Origin of the sequence: Alkalicoccus saliphilus, assembly GCF_003044065.1 — a bacterium.
Lineage (GTDB): Bacteria > Bacillota > Bacilli > Bacillales > Salisediminibacteriaceae > Alkalicoccus > Alkalicoccus saliphilus.
Genome location: NZ_PZJJ01000006.1, coordinates 1 through 16,626, shown reverse-complemented (window position 1 = coordinate 16,626; position 16,626 = coordinate 1). Strand labels below are relative to the sequence as shown.

At 44.3% G+C, this 16,626-nt stretch carries 15 protein-coding genes, 1 tRNA gene and 1 pseudogene; 5 read left to right on the top strand and 12 right to left on the bottom strand.

Annotated elements, in window-relative coordinates; translation table 11 throughout:
• Positions 1–144 precede the first annotated feature (144 nt).
• Positions 145–1,563 (bottom strand): L-seryl-tRNA(Sec) selenium transferase, encoded by a 1,419-nt coding sequence (gene selA / locus C6Y45_RS05430; protein WP_107584039.1) that lies wholly within the window; start codon positions 1,561–1,563, stop codon positions 145–147.
• Positions 1,564–1,782: 219 nt separating this feature from the next.
• Positions 1,783–1,962 (bottom strand): annotated as a pseudogene (locus tag C6Y45_RS18070) (Rdx family protein); the annotation flags it as partial.
• Positions 1,963–2,151: 189 nt separating this feature from the next.
• On the opposite strand from C6Y45_RS18070, the gene selD reads away from it, so the two are divergent.
• Positions 2,152–3,186 (top strand): selenide, water dikinase SelD, encoded by a 1,035-nt coding sequence (gene selD / locus C6Y45_RS05420; RefSeq protein WP_425427855.1) that lies wholly within the window; start codon positions 2,152–2,154, stop codon positions 3,184–3,186.
• A 161-nt stretch (positions 3,187–3,347) separates the two neighbouring features.
• Here the strand turns inward: selD and selB are convergent, their stop codons facing one another.
• A complete protein-coding gene (selB, locus tag C6Y45_RS05415; RefSeq protein WP_107584033.1) occupies positions 3,348–5,219 on the bottom strand; it encodes a selenocysteine-specific translation elongation factor in 1,872 nt (623 codons plus the stop codon).
• A gap of 95 nt (positions 5,220–5,314) precedes the next feature.
• Between selB and C6Y45_RS17370 the strand changes: the two genes are divergently transcribed.
• Together C6Y45_RS17370 and C6Y45_RS05410 are read left to right on the top strand one after the other, a co-directional pair.
• Positions 5,315–5,411: transfer RNA gene (locus C6Y45_RS17370), tRNA-Sec, on the top strand.
• 118 nt (positions 5,412–5,529) lie between these two features.
• The gene (locus C6Y45_RS05410) at positions 5,530–5,964 is read left to right on the top strand and encodes a DUF2621 domain-containing protein (protein ID WP_174703873.1); all 435 of its coding nucleotides are present in this window, start codon (positions 5,530–5,532) and stop codon (positions 5,962–5,964) included.
• A gap of 122 nt (positions 5,965–6,086) precedes the next feature.
• Here the strand turns inward: C6Y45_RS05410 and C6Y45_RS05405 are convergent, their stop codons facing one another.
• The 9 genes from C6Y45_RS05405 to yneA form a co-directional block, all read right to left on the bottom strand.
• Positions 6,087–6,509, bottom strand: coding sequence for a CcdC family protein (locus tag C6Y45_RS05405; protein ID WP_342752424.1), 423 nt, complete (start codon positions 6,507–6,509; stop codon positions 6,087–6,089).
• Between the two features lie 304 nt (positions 6,510–6,813).
• On the bottom strand, positions 6,814–8,589 hold the full coding sequence (locus C6Y45_RS05400) for an ABC transporter ATP-binding protein (RefSeq protein WP_107584027.1): 1,776 nt from the start codon (positions 8,587–8,589) through the stop codon (positions 6,814–6,816).
• Positions 8,582–10,333, bottom strand: a complete 1,752-nt coding sequence (locus C6Y45_RS05395; RefSeq protein WP_107584025.1) for an ABC transporter transmembrane domain-containing protein — start codon at positions 10,331–10,333, stop codon at positions 8,582–8,584. Before C6Y45_RS05395 ends, C6Y45_RS05400 begins: the two co-directional genes overlap by 8 nt.
• A gap of 3 nt (positions 10,334–10,336) precedes the next feature.
• The gene (gene mnmH, locus C6Y45_RS05390; RefSeq protein ID WP_107584023.1) at positions 10,337–11,401 is read right to left on the bottom strand and encodes a tRNA 2-selenouridine(34) synthase MnmH; all 1,065 of its coding nucleotides are present in this window, start codon (positions 11,399–11,401) and stop codon (positions 10,337–10,339) included.
• 169 nt (positions 11,402–11,570) lie between these two features.
• Positions 11,571–11,792 carry a YneF family protein gene (locus C6Y45_RS05385; RefSeq protein WP_107584021.1) on the bottom strand — a complete coding sequence of 74 codons (222 nt, stop codon included), beginning with the start codon at positions 11,790–11,792 and terminating at the stop codon, positions 11,571–11,573.
• A gap of 141 nt (positions 11,793–11,933) precedes the next feature.
• Positions 11,934–13,934 (bottom strand): transketolase, encoded by a 2,001-nt coding sequence (gene tkt, locus C6Y45_RS05380; RefSeq protein WP_107584019.1) that lies wholly within the window; start codon positions 13,932–13,934, stop codon positions 11,934–11,936.
• Positions 13,935–14,083: 149 nt separating this feature from the next.
• Positions 14,084–14,317: a DUF896 domain-containing protein gene (locus tag C6Y45_RS05375; RefSeq protein WP_107584017.1), complete on the bottom strand. Its 234-nt coding sequence runs from the start codon at positions 14,315–14,317 to the stop codon at positions 14,084–14,086.
• 23 nt (positions 14,318–14,340) lie between these two features.
• A complete protein-coding gene (locus tag C6Y45_RS05370; RefSeq protein ID WP_107584015.1) occupies positions 14,341–15,024 on the bottom strand; it encodes a YneB family resolvase-like protein in 684 nt (227 codons plus the stop codon).
• Complete coding sequence (gene yneA, locus C6Y45_RS05365; RefSeq protein ID WP_218017794.1) at positions 15,021–15,323, bottom strand: cell division suppressor protein YneA; 303 nt, start codon at positions 15,321–15,323, stop codon at positions 15,021–15,023. Before yneA ends, C6Y45_RS05370 begins: the two co-directional genes overlap by 4 nt.
• Before the next feature lie 202 nt (positions 15,324–15,525).
• On the opposite strand from yneA, the gene lexA reads away from it, so the two are divergent.
• Positions 15,526–16,149: a transcriptional repressor LexA gene (gene lexA / locus C6Y45_RS05360; protein WP_107584011.1), complete on the top strand. Its 624-nt coding sequence runs from the start codon at positions 15,526–15,528 to the stop codon at positions 16,147–16,149.
• Positions 16,150–16,380: 231 nt separating this feature from the next.
• Positions 16,381–16,560, top strand: a complete 180-nt coding sequence (locus C6Y45_RS17365) for a hypothetical protein (RefSeq protein WP_160058143.1) — start codon at positions 16,381–16,383, stop codon at positions 16,558–16,560.
• Positions 16,561–16,626: the final 66 nt, after the last annotated feature.

Here is a 16,626-nt window from a genome sequence, read left to right as displayed (position 1 = left end):
GTAATTCCCTCCTTGGTTATTATCATATAATACATTTTCACAATTGTCTAAAGTCTTTTAAGGTGAAATTGACAATTATCCGCCAATAACTATTATGAATTGAAAACGAATACAATGCAAGATGAATTTATGCATTTAATTACATTACAATACATCAAGTTCTTTAAGTGCTTCAGCTGCTGCAGCCCAGTCTTCCTGTTCTACAGTCCTCATATCCATATAAAATCTGCCGGCTAAAATCCGTCCGACCACAGGCTTATTACGGCTTCTCATAAATTTCTCGATATCTGCCGCCCGGAGCCCTTCTTTTTCTACAGATAATCCATACGTAGGAAGTTCAGCAAGCGGCATTGTTCCTCCCCCGACTTTGGAAAAGGACGGCTCCGGCGTCAGTATTATCTGATTCAGACTGACAGATGCTGTACATTCCTCTGTCCACTCCCTGACCTGCGCCTGTGTTTTTGTAATATCACGCACTGCAGGAAGAGCTTGTTTAGGATTTTCACCGTATAAATATTCAAAAAGTGTAGCTTCGAGTGCTGCAATAGTCAGTTTGTCGAGACGAAGGACCCTGGCAAGCTGATGTTTTTTAAGTTTATCTATAAGCTCTTTTTTTCCGGCAATAATACCGGCCTGGGGGCCTCCGAGCAGTTTGTCTCCGCTGAAAGAAACAAGATCAGCTCCATTTTCAACCACTTTGCCGACTACGGGCTCGTCACCGATATTTTCACTGCTGAACGGATAGAGCGACCCACTGCCGAGATCATCGTATACTATTACATCCTCCCGGCCGTGAGTATTCAGTTCATGTCTTAATTGAGAGGAATTTACACTTTCTGTGAATCCCACAATTGCAAAATTACTCGTATGAACTTTCATTGCCATGGATGTTTCGTCAGTAAGTGCGTTAATGTAATCTGCGGTCCTCGTTTTATTCGTCGTTCCTGTTTCTACAAGACGGGCACCGCTTTCTTCCATAATGGACGATACACGAAAAGATCCGCCTATCTCCACCAGTTCTCCTCTTGATACAATCACTTCCTTATTTTTGGCAAGGGCTGTCAAGACAAAGTAAACAGCAGCTGCATTATTATTGACGACTACAGCCGCTTCCGTCCCGGTCACTTCTGTTAACAGCTCTTCCAGAAGTGACATCCGGGAGCCTCGTTTACCAGTGGAAATATCGTATTCCAGCGAACTGTAGCTGAGGGCAGCTTCCGATACATGCCGGGCAGCTTCCCGGCTCAGCCGGGCACGTCCAAGATTAGTGTGCAGAACCGTTCCTGTAGCGTTGACTACCGGTTTAAGTCTGTATCTGACTGCTTCCATTTCGGGGAGGACGGCCTGGAGAACTAAATTGAACATCTCTTCTTTTGATTCTGCCGTCGTTACCCCTGAGATAATCTGCGCCCGAAAGAGCTCGACCTTATCTCTTATGAGTTTTCTAGTATATTTAAGTGGAAGCTTATTCCGCTTTTCCGCCTCCTTTATCTCCGATGCTTCCGAAAGCTCATGAACAGAAGGGAGGAGTTTTAGAAACTGCGCGGAAAACGTCCGGCTCACGAGGACGTCAGCTGCCTTCTTTTCTTTTCATCCTCTGCGAGACCATACGTATAAATCCCAAAACCTACTACAAAAAGCAGTTTAATGATTCTGCTGAACATATTAAAACGCTCCTTTCAATTTTCCATCTATTTGCTATTATACGGGAGATTCTTAACTGTGTCGAACTGCCGGAAATGTTAAAGGCTTCGTTCCCATTGGAAACGAAGCCTTTAACTATTACTTTAATAGTTTAATAATGCTTTCTGTGTCCGGAAAAGACCCGGTGCTTAATTTTGAGTAAATTAATTTTCCTTCTTTGTAAACTTCGAAAGCTCCTCCTGAAGAGGGGATGAGTTCAAAACAGGTAATTTCACGGCGCATCTCACTGAATATTTCTTCTGCGAAACTCGCAGCCTTTGGCGCATAGTTTCACTGCATGCAGAATTCAATGGTTATTTTCATGCGGCAGCTCCCCTTCCGTCCTCTCTTTTCTTAATTCTAGTTTATTGTTTGGATGTGGTCAACGCAGAAGGTATAATGTAACAGAAAGGAGGGGAACAACTAATGAAAAAGAAAAATATAACTACACCCGAGCGCCTCACTTCTATGACGAAAAAAGCTGGTTGAGGATGCAAAATCGGTCCTGAGGACCTGGCGCAAGTTTTGCGTCACCTGCCTGAAAATGAAAATGCTGAAAAGCTCCTCGTTGGTATTGATACCGCTGACGATGCAGGGGTGTATCAGCTGACGGAAGATATTGCTCTTGTTCAGACGGTTGATTATTTCACGCCGATAGTCGACGATCCCTACATGTTTGGACAAATTGCAGCTGCAAACGCCCTGAGTGATGTGTATGCAATGGGAGGAAAACCTGCGACTGTTTTGAATATCGTTGGTTTCCCGATTAAAAAGCTTCCCCCTCAAATGCTCACAGATATCCTTCGTGGTGCTGCCGACAAAGTCAAAGAAGCCGGTGCGGTTACTGCCGGCGGGCATTCCATTGATGACCCGGAACCGAAATTCGGTCTGAGCTGTACAGGCATTGTACACCCGGAGAAAATTTTCAAAAATGTCGGGGCACGTCCGGGGGATGTACTCGTACTGACAAAACCCCTCGGTACCGGCATTATAACTACAGCAATTAAAAAAGGAAAAGCCTCCCCCAGAGAAATAAATGCTGTTTCACGGACGATGGCTCACTTAAATAAAGAAGCATCAGAGAAGCTTCGAAACTACGAGCCGCATGCAGTTACCGACATCACCGGTTTCGGTTTAATCGGCCACGGCTATGAAATGGCTCATGGGAGCGATGTCAGCTTCACTTTCGACTTTAATGCGGTTCCATTCCTCCCCGGCACGTCCCGCCTTGCTGAAGAAGGGACAGTTCCAGGAGGTACGATGGAAAACGTGAAGTGGATAGGCAGTAATGTTTCCTACGCAGAAACGTTAAAGGAACACGAAAAATTAAGTATTGCCGACTCTATTACTTCCGGAGGTCTGCTCATCAGCATGACGCCTGAAGAAGCGGACTTATATGTAAAAGATATGCAGACTGCAGATTTCAAAGCGCACATTGTCGGAAAAGTGACAGAAAAGAAAGAAAAAACGGTTTACGTTACCCATGCCCCACCGGCTGATTAGCGGCAAAAAGAGAGTGCTCCGTTCCCTACGGAGGCACTCTCTTTTGTTATGCAAAACTTCCTCCTGCACACCCGCTGCAGCACAGGATTTTTCTGTCATTCTAAAATTTCGGTGCTGATCGATTTTCTTTTAAAATCCACAAAAATTACGTATTTATATTTTTAATTTTTCCATACCCGGTACTCCTCTTCCCGCTTTGTAAATTGAAGCTTATCAAAAAGTTCAAGAAGGGGTACGAGATATTTCCTGGATAACCCCAGATGCTGTTTAGCATCCTGAAGGGTGAATTTTTCACTTTTCTCAGTTTTCAGCTTCGAAACAGCTTTTTTAACCGCACTTTCAGAGATAAGGTGTTTTTCATCGAGTTTATACATGGAGCTGCGCAGAAAAAAATTGTATAGTTCAGCAGTCTGCTGTTTATCGAGCCCTGCCTCTGCGGCAGCCTCTTCAAATACAGGGACTTCCATCCCACTTTTCAGAATGCTGTTTTCCACCTGCTCCATTCTCCTGGCCCATGGCTTCGGATAAGAAGGTGTGAATTCCGGCAGATAAACAAATTCTGCTTCCCTGATAATTTGTTTATTTTTTTCAAGATACTGGAGAAATTTTGTTCCTGCCTGTTCTGGTACCGGCAGGCTTTTAATGAGCTCTGCCACATTTTTCCCCGGGCGCATCGGATAAGTGGAATGATATTCTGCCAGAAGATTTTTTATATGATCTTTCATCTCTGAACCGTCTTCAGTTGTAAGCAGCCAGCCGCCTATTTCCATCAGTTTACTGCTGTTTTTCACTTCGTACTCCAGTTCCTCTGTACTAATTGATATTTTTGCAGCAAGCTCTGCAGCAGTCATCGCCGATCCCTGCTGCAACGCAAAAACAAGACGCTCTTCCGGGGTTCCCTCTTTCTTTTGGTTCAGCATTTGCACTGTTTGTTTACCGAACCGGTATTTACCTCCAAAAGGATCTATTATACGGCCTCCCCCGATTGTTTCTGCAGGTGTTGGACGCCTCAGAATGAATCGATCGTTACGGTCAGCAACAATTTCCTGATCGAGACGTATTTGACATAATATTTCTTCCTTTTCTCCCGGATTCAGCTCGTTCCGGTCAAAAAATACAATTGTCCCGTATACTTCTGAAGTACCGGTGTGGATTTTAACCGGACTCCGCTGTTTAAGCGGAATCGTAAATAAATCCACAGGCTGCAATGCTATATCAATAGTTTTAGTTACTGGGAAGGAGCCTTTAACAATGACATCTCCCCGGGAGATGTCATCATAATCCACACCTCCCAGATTTAAAGCCGCCCGCTGCCCGGCTCTTCCAGAAAACCTTTTTTCATGATGAACTTGAATCTGTCTTATGCGGATAGCCTTATTCTGCGGAAGAAGCTGCACATTATCCCCTTCGTTTACCGAACCGTTAAAAATAGTACCCCTGACTACGGTCCCCTGTCCCTTGACCGTAAATGACTGGTCCACAGGCATACGGAAACCACTTCCCGCCCGACGCTGTGGTGTTTTTTCCAGCATGGTATTAATATCCTTACGCAGAGCCGATATATTTTTCAGGCTGATACTGTCTACGAAGTACACGGGACTTTTTTCTAAAAAAGTTCCGGCTGTGTGATGTTGCGCATCTTCCTTAAGAAGCTCTTCCATATCTTCTTCAAGTCCTTCAGACTTCGTAAATACAATCATTCCCTGACTCACCCCGAGAAGATCCAGAATCTGTAAATGTTCCTTCGTCTGAGGCATAACTCCTTCATCTGCTGCTATAACTAAAATTACGGCGTCTATACCCGCCACGCCTGCGATCATCTGCCGGATAAATTTCTCATGTCCCGGTACGTCCACAATAGAGACTTCCCACTCATCGTCTGTATGAAAAGGAGCGTAACCAGGTTCAATGGATATAGACCGTTCCTTTTCTTCCTTCAGCCGGTCTGTATCCATATTTGTTAACGCTTTTGTAAGAGTTGTTTTGCCATGGTCGATATGGCCGGCCATACCAATCGTATAATACTTTTTCATAAGTACCCCCTCCCTGCATTTCCATTAAAGATATCGTAAAATATTGTCTGATTGCAATCTTTGATCCTCTCTATTATAATTAGAGACGTTGTTATGGGGCCGGATGTGTAGCTGGTGCTTACCTGGGCCTTCAAAGCCTTTTGGGAGGCGCGTGACGTCTCCGGTGGGTTCGATTCCCACACGGTCCCGCCAATATTAATGGATCGAAAGCCGGTTGAAGCCGGCTTTTTTTGTTTTTTCGTCCTTCATCTGCTTTTCTTATCTCTTTTCCTGTCGTAAAATAGAAGATGAAACGAGGTGGAAAAAAATGATGGAAGATTTATTCATGTGGTTTATTTTATTCTGGTCGGTTCTCGTTTTTGTACTCGTAGCGATCGGCGGCTATTTTATGTTCCGAAAGTTTCTGAAAAAACTTCCTAAAGAAGATGGCAATTCCATTCTGGACTGGCAGGACTACTATATAAATAAAACGCTTCATCTTTGGACAGAAGACAAAAAAGCATTTCTGAATGAACTTGTTGAACCAGTTCCTGAACTATTCCGGGATATTGCCAAACAGAAAATCGCCGGTAAAATTGGAGAATATGCGGTAGAAGAGAACGCCTCGGAATTAACGGAAGAATTGATAGTAAAAGGATATATTGCAGCCACTCCTAAAAGAGACCATAAATTTCTGCGCAAAAAGCTTGCAGAGAAGAACATAGACGTTTCTCCCTACGAACTTTATTTCGAGCAGTCTTCCTGATTCCGGAATGACTCTTCCCCCGGTCAGGAATTACTTTACACCGGTCCGGGGCTCTCTTCATTCCTGATAATTGAATACTGAATGTATAAAAAGCACGGCCTGCATGCAGGCCGTGCTTTTTTTCAGGCCGGAGAGCTCTCCGCAGAGAGGTCCGTTTTAAGCTGCCTTTCTACTTCTTTGAATTTGAAAAACATTGCTATCCGCCACGGGAGAAGCATCCCAAAAGCTAAAAGAAAAAACATGCCTGCAAGTACTTCATATTCAAAATAAATGCCGAAAACTGCTTTAAAGATAATTCTTCCTATAAGCAGACCCAGCAGAATAAATGGAAAAATCTTTGATCGTTTCATATAGACATTGTTATTCCGTATTTCAAAAGAGGACGTTTTGATTAATAAAATGGAAAACAAAAATCCGACCGTCAAAGCTTCCGCTGTTTCCAGCCAGGTAATCTGCTGGACCGGGGGATATAAAAACATTAAAAAACCCGTAGACATCGCGATCGGTGGTATTAAAATTTTTCTGGCGCTCGCTGGCTTTTTCATGGCCTTCATTCTGATAATTAAGGCAGCAACAGCCATCATACTGGCCAGGACAGCGAATAAAACGGCGTACATAGTCTCCATCCTCTCCATGAGTGTGACACATCGTCAGTATAGCATACGTGCCGGTCGTATTGTATGCTTTTCTTCGCATCCTGACAAATATACCGCAGCGGCCCAGCGCTGCGGTATCGTACTATTTTCGCACCTTTTTCAGGATGTTTAATTTCTTCTCTGCAGCGATGGGAGAAACATTTTTCAAGTCGTTACTGCAGCTATGGCTTCTGCTTAACTGATCCTTACCTGATTATCCTCCGCCTTTCTGCAGCCGGTACATCCTTTCATAAATTCCTTTTTGAGCGATAAGTGTTTCATGCGTCCCTTCTTCTGCTATTGAGCCTTCTTTAAGCACGAGAATGTGGTCGGCGTTCCGGATCGTCGAAAGTCTGTGTGCTACAGCAATGGTCGTTCTGCCTTCCCGGGCTCTCTCAAGAGCTTTCTGAATCTCCGTTTCTGTTTCCGTATCGACACTCGCTGTCGCTTCATCGAGTATCAGTATACGCGGATCCCTGACAATAGTTCTCGCAAACGATAAGAGCTGCCTCTCTCCAGTAGAAAGGGTGCTGCCACGTTCTCCGACTTCATGGGCAAGCCCTCCGCTCAGTTTTTGAATAAAAGTTTCTGCCCCCGCGTCTTTTACTGCCTGCAGTAGTTTTTTTTCTGAGATCGATTGATCGTAAAGATTGATATTGGATTTCATATCCCCGGTGAACATAAAAGCATCCTGAAGGACGAGACCGATATTTTTGCGAAGTTCGTTTTCCGGGAAGGTATCAACGCTATGACCGTCTATCAGAATATTTCCGGCATCGATTTCGTAAAATCTCATCAAAGCGTTAATGATCGAACTTTTGCCGCTTCCTGTATGCCCGACTATCGCGAGCATTTCTCCTTTTTTGACCTGGAAACTGATGTCTTTCAGCACTCGTTCCCCTTCGGTATATGAAAACGATACCCTGCTGAATTCTATATTTCCATCCTGAATTTTCAAATCTTTTTTCGGTTTTTGAACTGGTCCCGGCTCATCATGATCCATAAGCCGGAATACCCTCCCGGCGGAAATCATCGCCTGCTGAAAGAGGGAAAGACGCTGCATGATTTGATTTACCGGCTCAAAAAAACGGTCCAGATAATTTACAAACGCATAAATAATTCCGATCTCGACGGGAGAGTCAAAAGAGGTAATCCCGAAATATGTCAGAACAAGTATTAATGCAAGAATGGAAATTAAGTCTACAGCAGGTCTCAAAAGCAGTCCATCGAGCTTCATACTTTTCAGCCATGCGTTATGGTGGCTCTGATTAATCCCGGAAAACTCCCTGTTCATTCTTCTTTCCTGACGAAACATCTGAATAACGGCCATTCCCTGGATTGATTCATTCAACCGGGCGTTTAAATCACTCAGCTTTTCGCTCATCTCCGCATAATAAACTGCACTGTATTTTCGGTAAAGAAAGATTACGCAAAGAATAACCGGAAGAATAAAGAGTGCAAAAGCCGCCAGCTGGGGGTTTAAATAAAACATAGCCGCAAAAATCCCCACGAGAAAAACAATGTTTTGAACAAATATGGCAAGGACGGTTATATACAGTTCTTTTACCTGCTCCGTATCGTTCGTTATTCTCGAAATAAGACCTCCTGCCGGAAACTGGTCGAAAAATGAAAGTCCCAGCTTTTCAACTTTTTCGAAAACATCGATGCGCAGCTGCTGAATGATTGCCAGCGCAATTTTTTGAAACATGTACGACTGAAAGTAATTCATAACAGCCGATCCCGCGTAAAGAAAAAGGTAGGCGGATGCCAGTGCTGTCAGCGCCCCGGCAGCTAAATTACGGGGCGTCAGGTAGTCGTCGATAAAAATCTGTACGAGTATCGGCCCCGCCAGATCTGCTGCCGTCCCCCCTATAAGAAGAACCATGGCAGCAGCAATCATTTTTTTATGTGCCGCAGTGTAGACGAGGAGTCGTTTTAACACTTCTTTTTGAGGAAGCGGATGCATAAGATGCTTATGTTTATCAAGCATTGTCTCCGCCTCCTTCCAGCTCTGATTCCAGTTGCTGCGTCTGATACATTTTCGCGTACCATCGATTTTTCAGCAGAAGCTCTTCATGATTTCCTCTTTCACTGATTCTGCCTTTTTCCAGCACGATAATTTCGTCAGCATGATTTAAAGCGCTCAGTCGATGGGCTGTAATAATTGTTGTTTTACTTTTTCTTTCTTTTTTTAACGTTTCCAATATGAGCTCTTCCGTGCGTGCGTCCACGGCAGAGAGAGAGTCATCCAGGATAAGAATCTCCGGATCGAGCAGGAGAGCTCTGGCAATCGACAGCCTCTGTTTTTGCCCTCCAGACAGTGTAACACCTCTTTCCCCCACCATCGTTTCATATCCTTCAGTGAAGTGAATAATATCCTCATGTATGCCGGCAGCTGCTGCTGCTTTTACAATATCCTTATAGGAAGCTTCCGGTTTCCCAAAAGCAATATTATCAGCTATCGTAGCTGAAAATAAAAAGTGATCCTGCGGTACATAAGCAATGGAGGTAAGCAGGGCATCTTTTTCATAAGTATCCAGCGGCTGGCCTTCAACCAGCACCCTCCCTTTCTGAATATCAAAATCCCGGAGGAGTGTGCGTGAAAGCGTACTTTTTCCGCTGCCGGTCTTTCCGGCTATACCAAGTGTCCTGCCGCGTGGAATATGAATATAAATATCAAAAAGTCCTTTTTCCCCATCGTATGTAAATTCTTTAATATCAAATACTACATCTCCTGCGGGAGGAGATTCAATCGCGCCTTTGACATCTTTGATTTCCTGCTCCACGAAAAGCAGACGCCGTATTCGGTCGTAGGAAGCTCTCCCCCGCTCTATAATGTTGAAAAACCAGCCAAAGGCCAGCATCGGCCATATGAGTAGACCAAGATAAACTGTAAAACTTGTCAGCTGCCCGATCGTTATCGCTTCATTGATCACGAAATAAGCACCAAAAGCTACTGAAAGAAAATAAGACAGACCGACTACGATTGTAATAGTAGGATCAAATAAAGCATCCACTCTGGCAACAGCCATATTCTTTTTCACTACATCGTCGGACTGGCTGCGAAAAGCACTGATTTCCTCTTCCTCGTAACCAAATGCTTTCGTCACTCGGATACCGCTCATACTTTCCTGAACCTTATTATTTAAAGCAGAAAAAGCGGCCTGAGCACTGCCAAACCGGTGATGAAGCATACTTCCATACTTAGCTGTAGCGAAAGCCATAAACGGCATTGGAATAAGAGCTATAAGCGTCAGTTCCCAGCTGATGGTGATCGCCATCGTAATGATGACAAAACTCCCCATAGTCAGCGAGTCTACAAGTGTCAGAACACCGGCTCCGGCAGTCTGTTCCACTGCCCGTATATCATTTGTTGCATGCGCCATTAGATCGCCGGTACGCCGTTTTTGATAAAAAGAAGAAGACATTTTCGTAAAATGACTGTATAAATTGCTGCGGAGAATTCTGGCGAGCTTAATGGAAGCTCCAAATATCAGTATTCTCCAGATATATCTCAGAATATAAGAAAGAACCCCTACTGCGGCCAATATTGTCATCCAATAGATCAGAATTTCCTGCGTCATATTCTGACCGTCTATCAGATCAACGACAAGACCTATAACGTATGGGGGAATAAGCGTCAGGGCAGAAACGAGCATCAGTATGAATATACCAGTGCCATAACGGAGTTTCTCTTGTTTGAAATACCAGGAAAGATCGTAAAAAACCTTCATTCTTTACTCCTTTCGGACAGCAGAATGAATTTTATTCTTCAGTGACGTAAGCACTTCCTTTTCATTCATTCCCGAAATATTCAATTTTAGGACATTGTTTTTTTCAATATGGTCCTCCGGCTTGTGTGAATAACGCGGATCATAATATTCTTCAAGAAGGCGGTAGAATACTGTGTAATAATCATTCCTTAACAATGCTTGATCCACAGCTTCTTTCGTATAGGGTTTAAGTCTCGTAAGCTTCTGAAGCGCTTCAGCAAAAGCTTCCTCGTTAAGCTCAGGTTCATACTCTTTTAAAAGATAATTCACCCGGCTCTCCATCGTATCTTCCAGTTCAATAAACCGGCCTGATTCTTTAACAGACTGAAGCCATTCCGGAATAATAACGGGACCTATCCGCTTACTTTCAGCTTCCATTATTAAATAAGAATGGGATTCGAGCTGCTGCATTTTTTCCACAAGCAGCCATTCAAACATTTTCTGGGATCTTTTCTTCATTCCTATGTGTCCAAAAATAGACCCGCGGTGGCTGGCTAGCATTTCAAGATTTAATACCGGATATCCTTCCGCATCAAGTTTCTCCAGCCAAATAGTTTTCCTTGTCCCTGTATTCCCGCCGACGACCACTGCCTTCCAGTCAATAGTCGACAGTCTTTCTATTTCCCCCTGCACATATTGACGCAGGCTTCTGATTCCTCCTTCAAGCTGTAAAACGGGAAATCCAAGACTGTTTAATAAAGAAACGTACGCTCCACTCCGCATGCCGCCGCGTGCGCACGTAATTACAATAGGATTGGGTGACTCTTTCATAAGCGAATGAACTGCTTCATAAAATACCGGGAGCTTTTCTGAAAAAAGTTTAAGTCCTATTTCTTTTGCTTTATCCGGACTTTCCTGTTTGTAGGCAGTTCCTACTTCCGCTCTTTCCTTATTGCTGAAAAGAGGAACATTGATGCTTCCTGGATAATGAAACTCAGTAAATTCCTGAGGGGAGCGTACGTCAATCACTTCATATTTTCCGTGAATCAGTTCTAGATTATCTATTGACGGTTTATCTGAACCGGTCATATCCTGTATCTCCTTTCTGCAATGCTTCCTGAAAAGGTTCCTGCCGGTAAACTAGTTATTATCTCAGCATAAGAAATAGTTGAATAAAGAGGAGCTGCCCCATTCCCCAGGACAGCTCCCCAATTTCGGATGTACTGTAAGTACCGGGGTTTTTTCACCCGCTCCTACATTACTTATTCTGCTCGTTGTTCATCGCTTTCATCATTTGATTTATCTTTTTCTGCGATGGATTCATACCCATCTGCATCATCATAACTCTCAGCATTTTTTCGTTAATTGGCGGGTTCTTTTTCATATAGTTCATCATATATTTTCTGGCAATAAAAAACCCGAGTGCGACCCCTGCTAACAAAGCAATGACGATCAACAGGATAGCAAGCCATAGCTGCATCGTCGTGACCCTCCTTCATAAAATACTACATTTCCTAACCTTCATTAGTATACACGACTGTGCTTTGTTTGCAAAGGTATAAACGGCTGAAGACTCCAAAAAGAAAAGCTGCCGGAAAAAACCCGGCAGCTGATGATTTATTTATTTTTTCTCCAGAAGCTGCTTGAAGCGGCTTACTACGTTATCTTTATGGAAACCGTATTCTTCCATAATTTTTCCACCTGGAGCTGAAGCACCGAACGTTTCAATTCCAAGCACGGCTCCTTCATCGCCGACGTACCTTTCCCATCCGAGTGGAGCAGCGACTTCTACCGCAAGACGTGCTTTTACGTCTGAAGGAAGGACACTTTCCTTATATTCTGCCGACTGCTGTGCAAATCGGTCCCAGCTCGGCATGGAAACAACGTTCACGTGAATACCTTCTTTTTGAAGTTCCTGCTGAGCTTCTACAGCCAGGGAAACTTCTGAGCCTGAAGCGAGAATCAAGCCGTCTGTTTCATTTTCGCTTTCAGAAACTACATAAGCTCCACGACGGACGCCTTCTTCTGCACGCTCCTGGGATTTCTCGAGTGTCGGAAGTCCCTGTCTCGTAAGAACGAGTGCTGTCGGGTGGTTGTTCGTTTCCATGATCAGACGCCATGCTGCCGCTGTTTCGTTTGCATCAGCAGGACGAATGACAGAAAGCCCCGGCATCGCACGAAGAGAAGGAAGCTGTTCAATCGGCTCATGGGTCGGGCCGTCTTCTCCTACTGCAATACTGTCGTGTGTAAATACAAACGTAGATGGAATCTGCATTAGTGAAGCGAGGCGGAGTGCCGGACGCAGATAGTCAGAAAATACGAAGAAAGTAGCACCGTATGGACGTACTCCCCCGTGGAGCGCCATCCCGTTAACAGCTGCAGCCATTGCAAATTCACGTACGCCAAACCAAATGTTGCGGCCGGCGTAGTTATTCCGGCTGAAATCTTCTTCATTTTTCAGCATCGTTTTATTGGATGAAGCCAGATCAGCTGAACCGCCGAAAAGGGAAGGAACATTTTTGGCAATTTCGTTCAGTACTTCTCCACCTGAAGCACGTGTAGCTGGTGAATCACCGGCTTCATACACCGGGATATCCTTGTCCCATCCTTCAGGCAGCTCACCGGCTATTGCGGTTTCAAGCTGGGAAGCGAGCTCAGGATAAGCTTTCTTGTAGGAAGCAAACAGTTCGTTCCATTTTTCTTCTGCTTCTGCTCCGGATTGTGCTACCTCATCAAAGTTCTGCTGCACTTCTTCAGGAATATGGAAGTCGTTTTCATATTCCCATTTGTAAGCTTTACGTACTTCCATAACTTCTTCTTCCCCAAGAGGAGCGCCGTGGGAAGCAGATTTACCACTTTTATTAGGTGAACCGAATCCGATAACTGTTTTTACTTCGATCATCGATGGACGATCATCTTCTTTTGCTTCTTTCAATGCACGGACAATCGCTTCCGTATCGTTTCCATCTTCTACAATGGATACGTGCCAGCCATACGCACGATAGCGGTCTGCTACGCTTTCTGAGAAAGACTGATGAAGATCTCCATCGAGAGATATATCATTGGAATCATACATTACAATAAGCTTGCCGAGTTTCAGATGACCGGCCAGTGAAGCAGATTCTGCAGAAACACCTTCCATCAGATCCCCGTCGCCACAGATGCTGTAAGTGTAATGATCCACCACCGGGTAATTTTCTTTATTATATGTTGCTGCAAGGTGAGTTTCTGCCATGGCAAACCCTACTGCCATTGCCAGTCCCTGTCCGAGTGGTCCCGTTGTCGCTTCGACTCCCGGTGTATGCCCATACTCCGGATGACCGGGAGTGCGGCTTCCCCACTGGCGGAAGTTTTTAAGGTCTTCCATTGTTACGTCGTATCCATGGAGATGGAGCAGGCTGTATAAAAGCATGGACCCGTGACCTGCTGATAAGATGAATCGGTCCCGGTTAAACCATTCCGGATTTTTTGGATTATGCTGCATAAACTCTGTAAACAGCTTGTACGCCATGGGAGCTGAGCCCATAGGCATTCCCGGATGTCCGGAGTTTGCTTTTTCAATACTATCGATCGAAAGTGTACGAATCGTATTAATTGATAACTGCTCTAAAGAAGTTGACATTCAGAAAACACCCTCACTTTATGTTAATATATTCACTCACTCCCCTAATGATATACGTTTCGAGGAGGTTAGACAACCTATAAAACAAAAATCAGAGATTGAAAATGCCGGACCTTTGTATCTCTAAAGCGATACAGGTCCGGCATATTTTAATGAAGCAGATCTTTTCTCTGTTCCTGCTTTAATTTTTCAGGCGTAACATCCTGCCCCTGTTCATCAACAACTTTAACCGAGCTGAGCTGGTTTTTGAATGATTTACGGACGTTTTTTAAATATTCCTGACGAAGTTCTTTTTGTTCTTTTTGTTCTTTCAAAGTCAGCCCGTCTGCCTTTGCTTTACGGGCAAGTGCATTTATACGATCGAGTTTATCTTTGCTTATCATTCAAATTCCTCCACATACGATAATTACTTCTTATCGTAACGAATCTCCCCGGTCGATGCAAGGATAGTGTTTTGTTCCATGTATTCCCGGTACCGCCGGTGGGCCGTAGCTTTGGAAATAGTAAATCCAAGCCCTCGGAGCATGACAGCAATATCGTGAAAGGTCATGCCGTTCCGGCGGAGACGTACAATTTCATCCAAAGGTACTTCCCGGCGTCTTCTTCCACCGCTCCCCGATCCGGGACCTGCGTTCTTATGAGGCTCGTATCCGTTTTCCACTGCTTTAAGCATGCCCCGGCGAATTTTGGCATTATGAAGTTTCCTTTGATATTCCTCCACAATAGCTACTATATCCAGGACCATTGAATCTGTTTCTGACAGTCTTAGTTCACCATTATCTTTAAGGGAAAGCACACGGCAGTTTAATTTTTGAAGCTGATGAATTAATGCAATCCTGGCATTGCCTCTTCCAAGCCTTGTTTCGTCCTGAATCAGCAGTACTTCTGCTTCTTCTTCTTTTATTCGATCGAGCAGTTCAAGCATGCCTTGACGGTCCACTTCGTACCCGCTTGCTTCTTCTTCAATTATATCCAGCAGCTGCACCCCCCATGAATGGGAGGCCTGCTGGAGTTCTTCCACCTGTCTCGCGAGTGAACTCTGCTGAACTTCCTTATTGGTACTTACACGAGCATATATAAACCCTTTCAATCTGATGCCACTCCATTCCACTCTGCAGGTACTTTAATCGTCTGTCCCGGATGAATAGTTGTATCCTGCAGCTGATTTTCTTCTTTGATCCAGTATAACGCTTTTTCCCGCTGCAGGTCGAGATCCTCTGCTACATGTTCTGCTATAGACCAGAGCGTCTCTCCTTCCGTAACTACACGCTCGTCTTTTAAAACAGCAGGATCATCTGCCCCCTCACTCATATATGTCCAGCCCGCCACTGCTGCTGCTGCAAGGATAAGTGTAAATGAACCGTCCAAATACCGTTTTAAACCAAACATGCTGTTCGCCCCTTCGTTCGTAAGAATATTTGTTCTCATATGATTCTTACATCGTACATGGAACGAACGTTCGTGTCAACTGCAAAATAGAACGAACGTTTGCGAAACTTTTGTTCTCATGTTATACTTTTCCTGTAGCATACGAACTATTTGTCTATTAAGTAAGACTGAATATAAAAATTACAGCAGAGAGGTGTTTATTTTGTCTAAATTATCATCCCGACAGCAGGCCATCCTGGATTTTATTCGTACGGAAGTCCGGGAAAAAGGGTATCCGCCTTCCGTGAGGGAAATTGGTGAGGCTGTAGGTCTTGCATCAAGCTCTACTGTTCACGGTCATCTTTCACGTCTTGAAAAAAAAGGACATATCCGTCGTGATCCGACCAAGCCCCGCGCTATTGAAGTAATGGAAACGGAGGATACAGCCCAGCATCTTCCTCAGACTGCGTCTATTTCCATTCCGGTTATCGGTAAAGTAACAGCGGGTCAGCCAATTACAGCTATAGAGAATATTGAGGAATACGTTCCTCTTCCTGCTAATTTTGTCCACGATGAGGAATCGTTTATTCTGGAAGTTTCCGGTGACTCCATGATTGAGGCCGGTATTTTCGACGGGGATTACGTAGTTGTTAAACAACAGGCGTCTGCGGATAACGGGGATATTGTCGTTGCTATGACGGAAGATAACGAAGCTACAGTAAAGCGTTTCTTCAAAGAAAAGAACTACTTCAGACTTCAGCCTGAAAATGCATCTCTTGAACCAATTCTGCTCGACTATGTACAAATCCTCGGAAAAGTGATCGGAGTATTCCGCTCCATTCATTAATTAGTTAAAATACCCTGCACCGGTATTCCTCCCGGTCGGGGTATTTTTTATTATGCAGGATATCTTATTACGATCACAGCGCGGAAACTGAATTTTACACAGTTTCTGCCGGTGCTTATCTATACAGGGACTGCCGGAGTGTATTGAATAAGCAGTGTTTTAAAACTATTAAAAACCCGGAAACTATTTAAGTTTCCGGGTTACAGGCTGTTTATAAAGTATTTTTTATACATGCCTATGCATTTCCCTGCTTTCGCCTCCACAGGACGCTTTCCGGGCGGGCCGGCTTCAGCTAATTTCTTCCTCCAATGCTCGGAAGAAATGGATCTTCAGCTCGTCCTATCTCGCCACGGAGCATTCCTGTCAGGTTCGTCTGGCCCCTCTGGACATAAAAAAGATCCTCCGATATGATGCAGTTGCTAAACCAAAAACCATCATAAGGAGGATCCTCTATGAATCGTAATCGAAATGATCGAA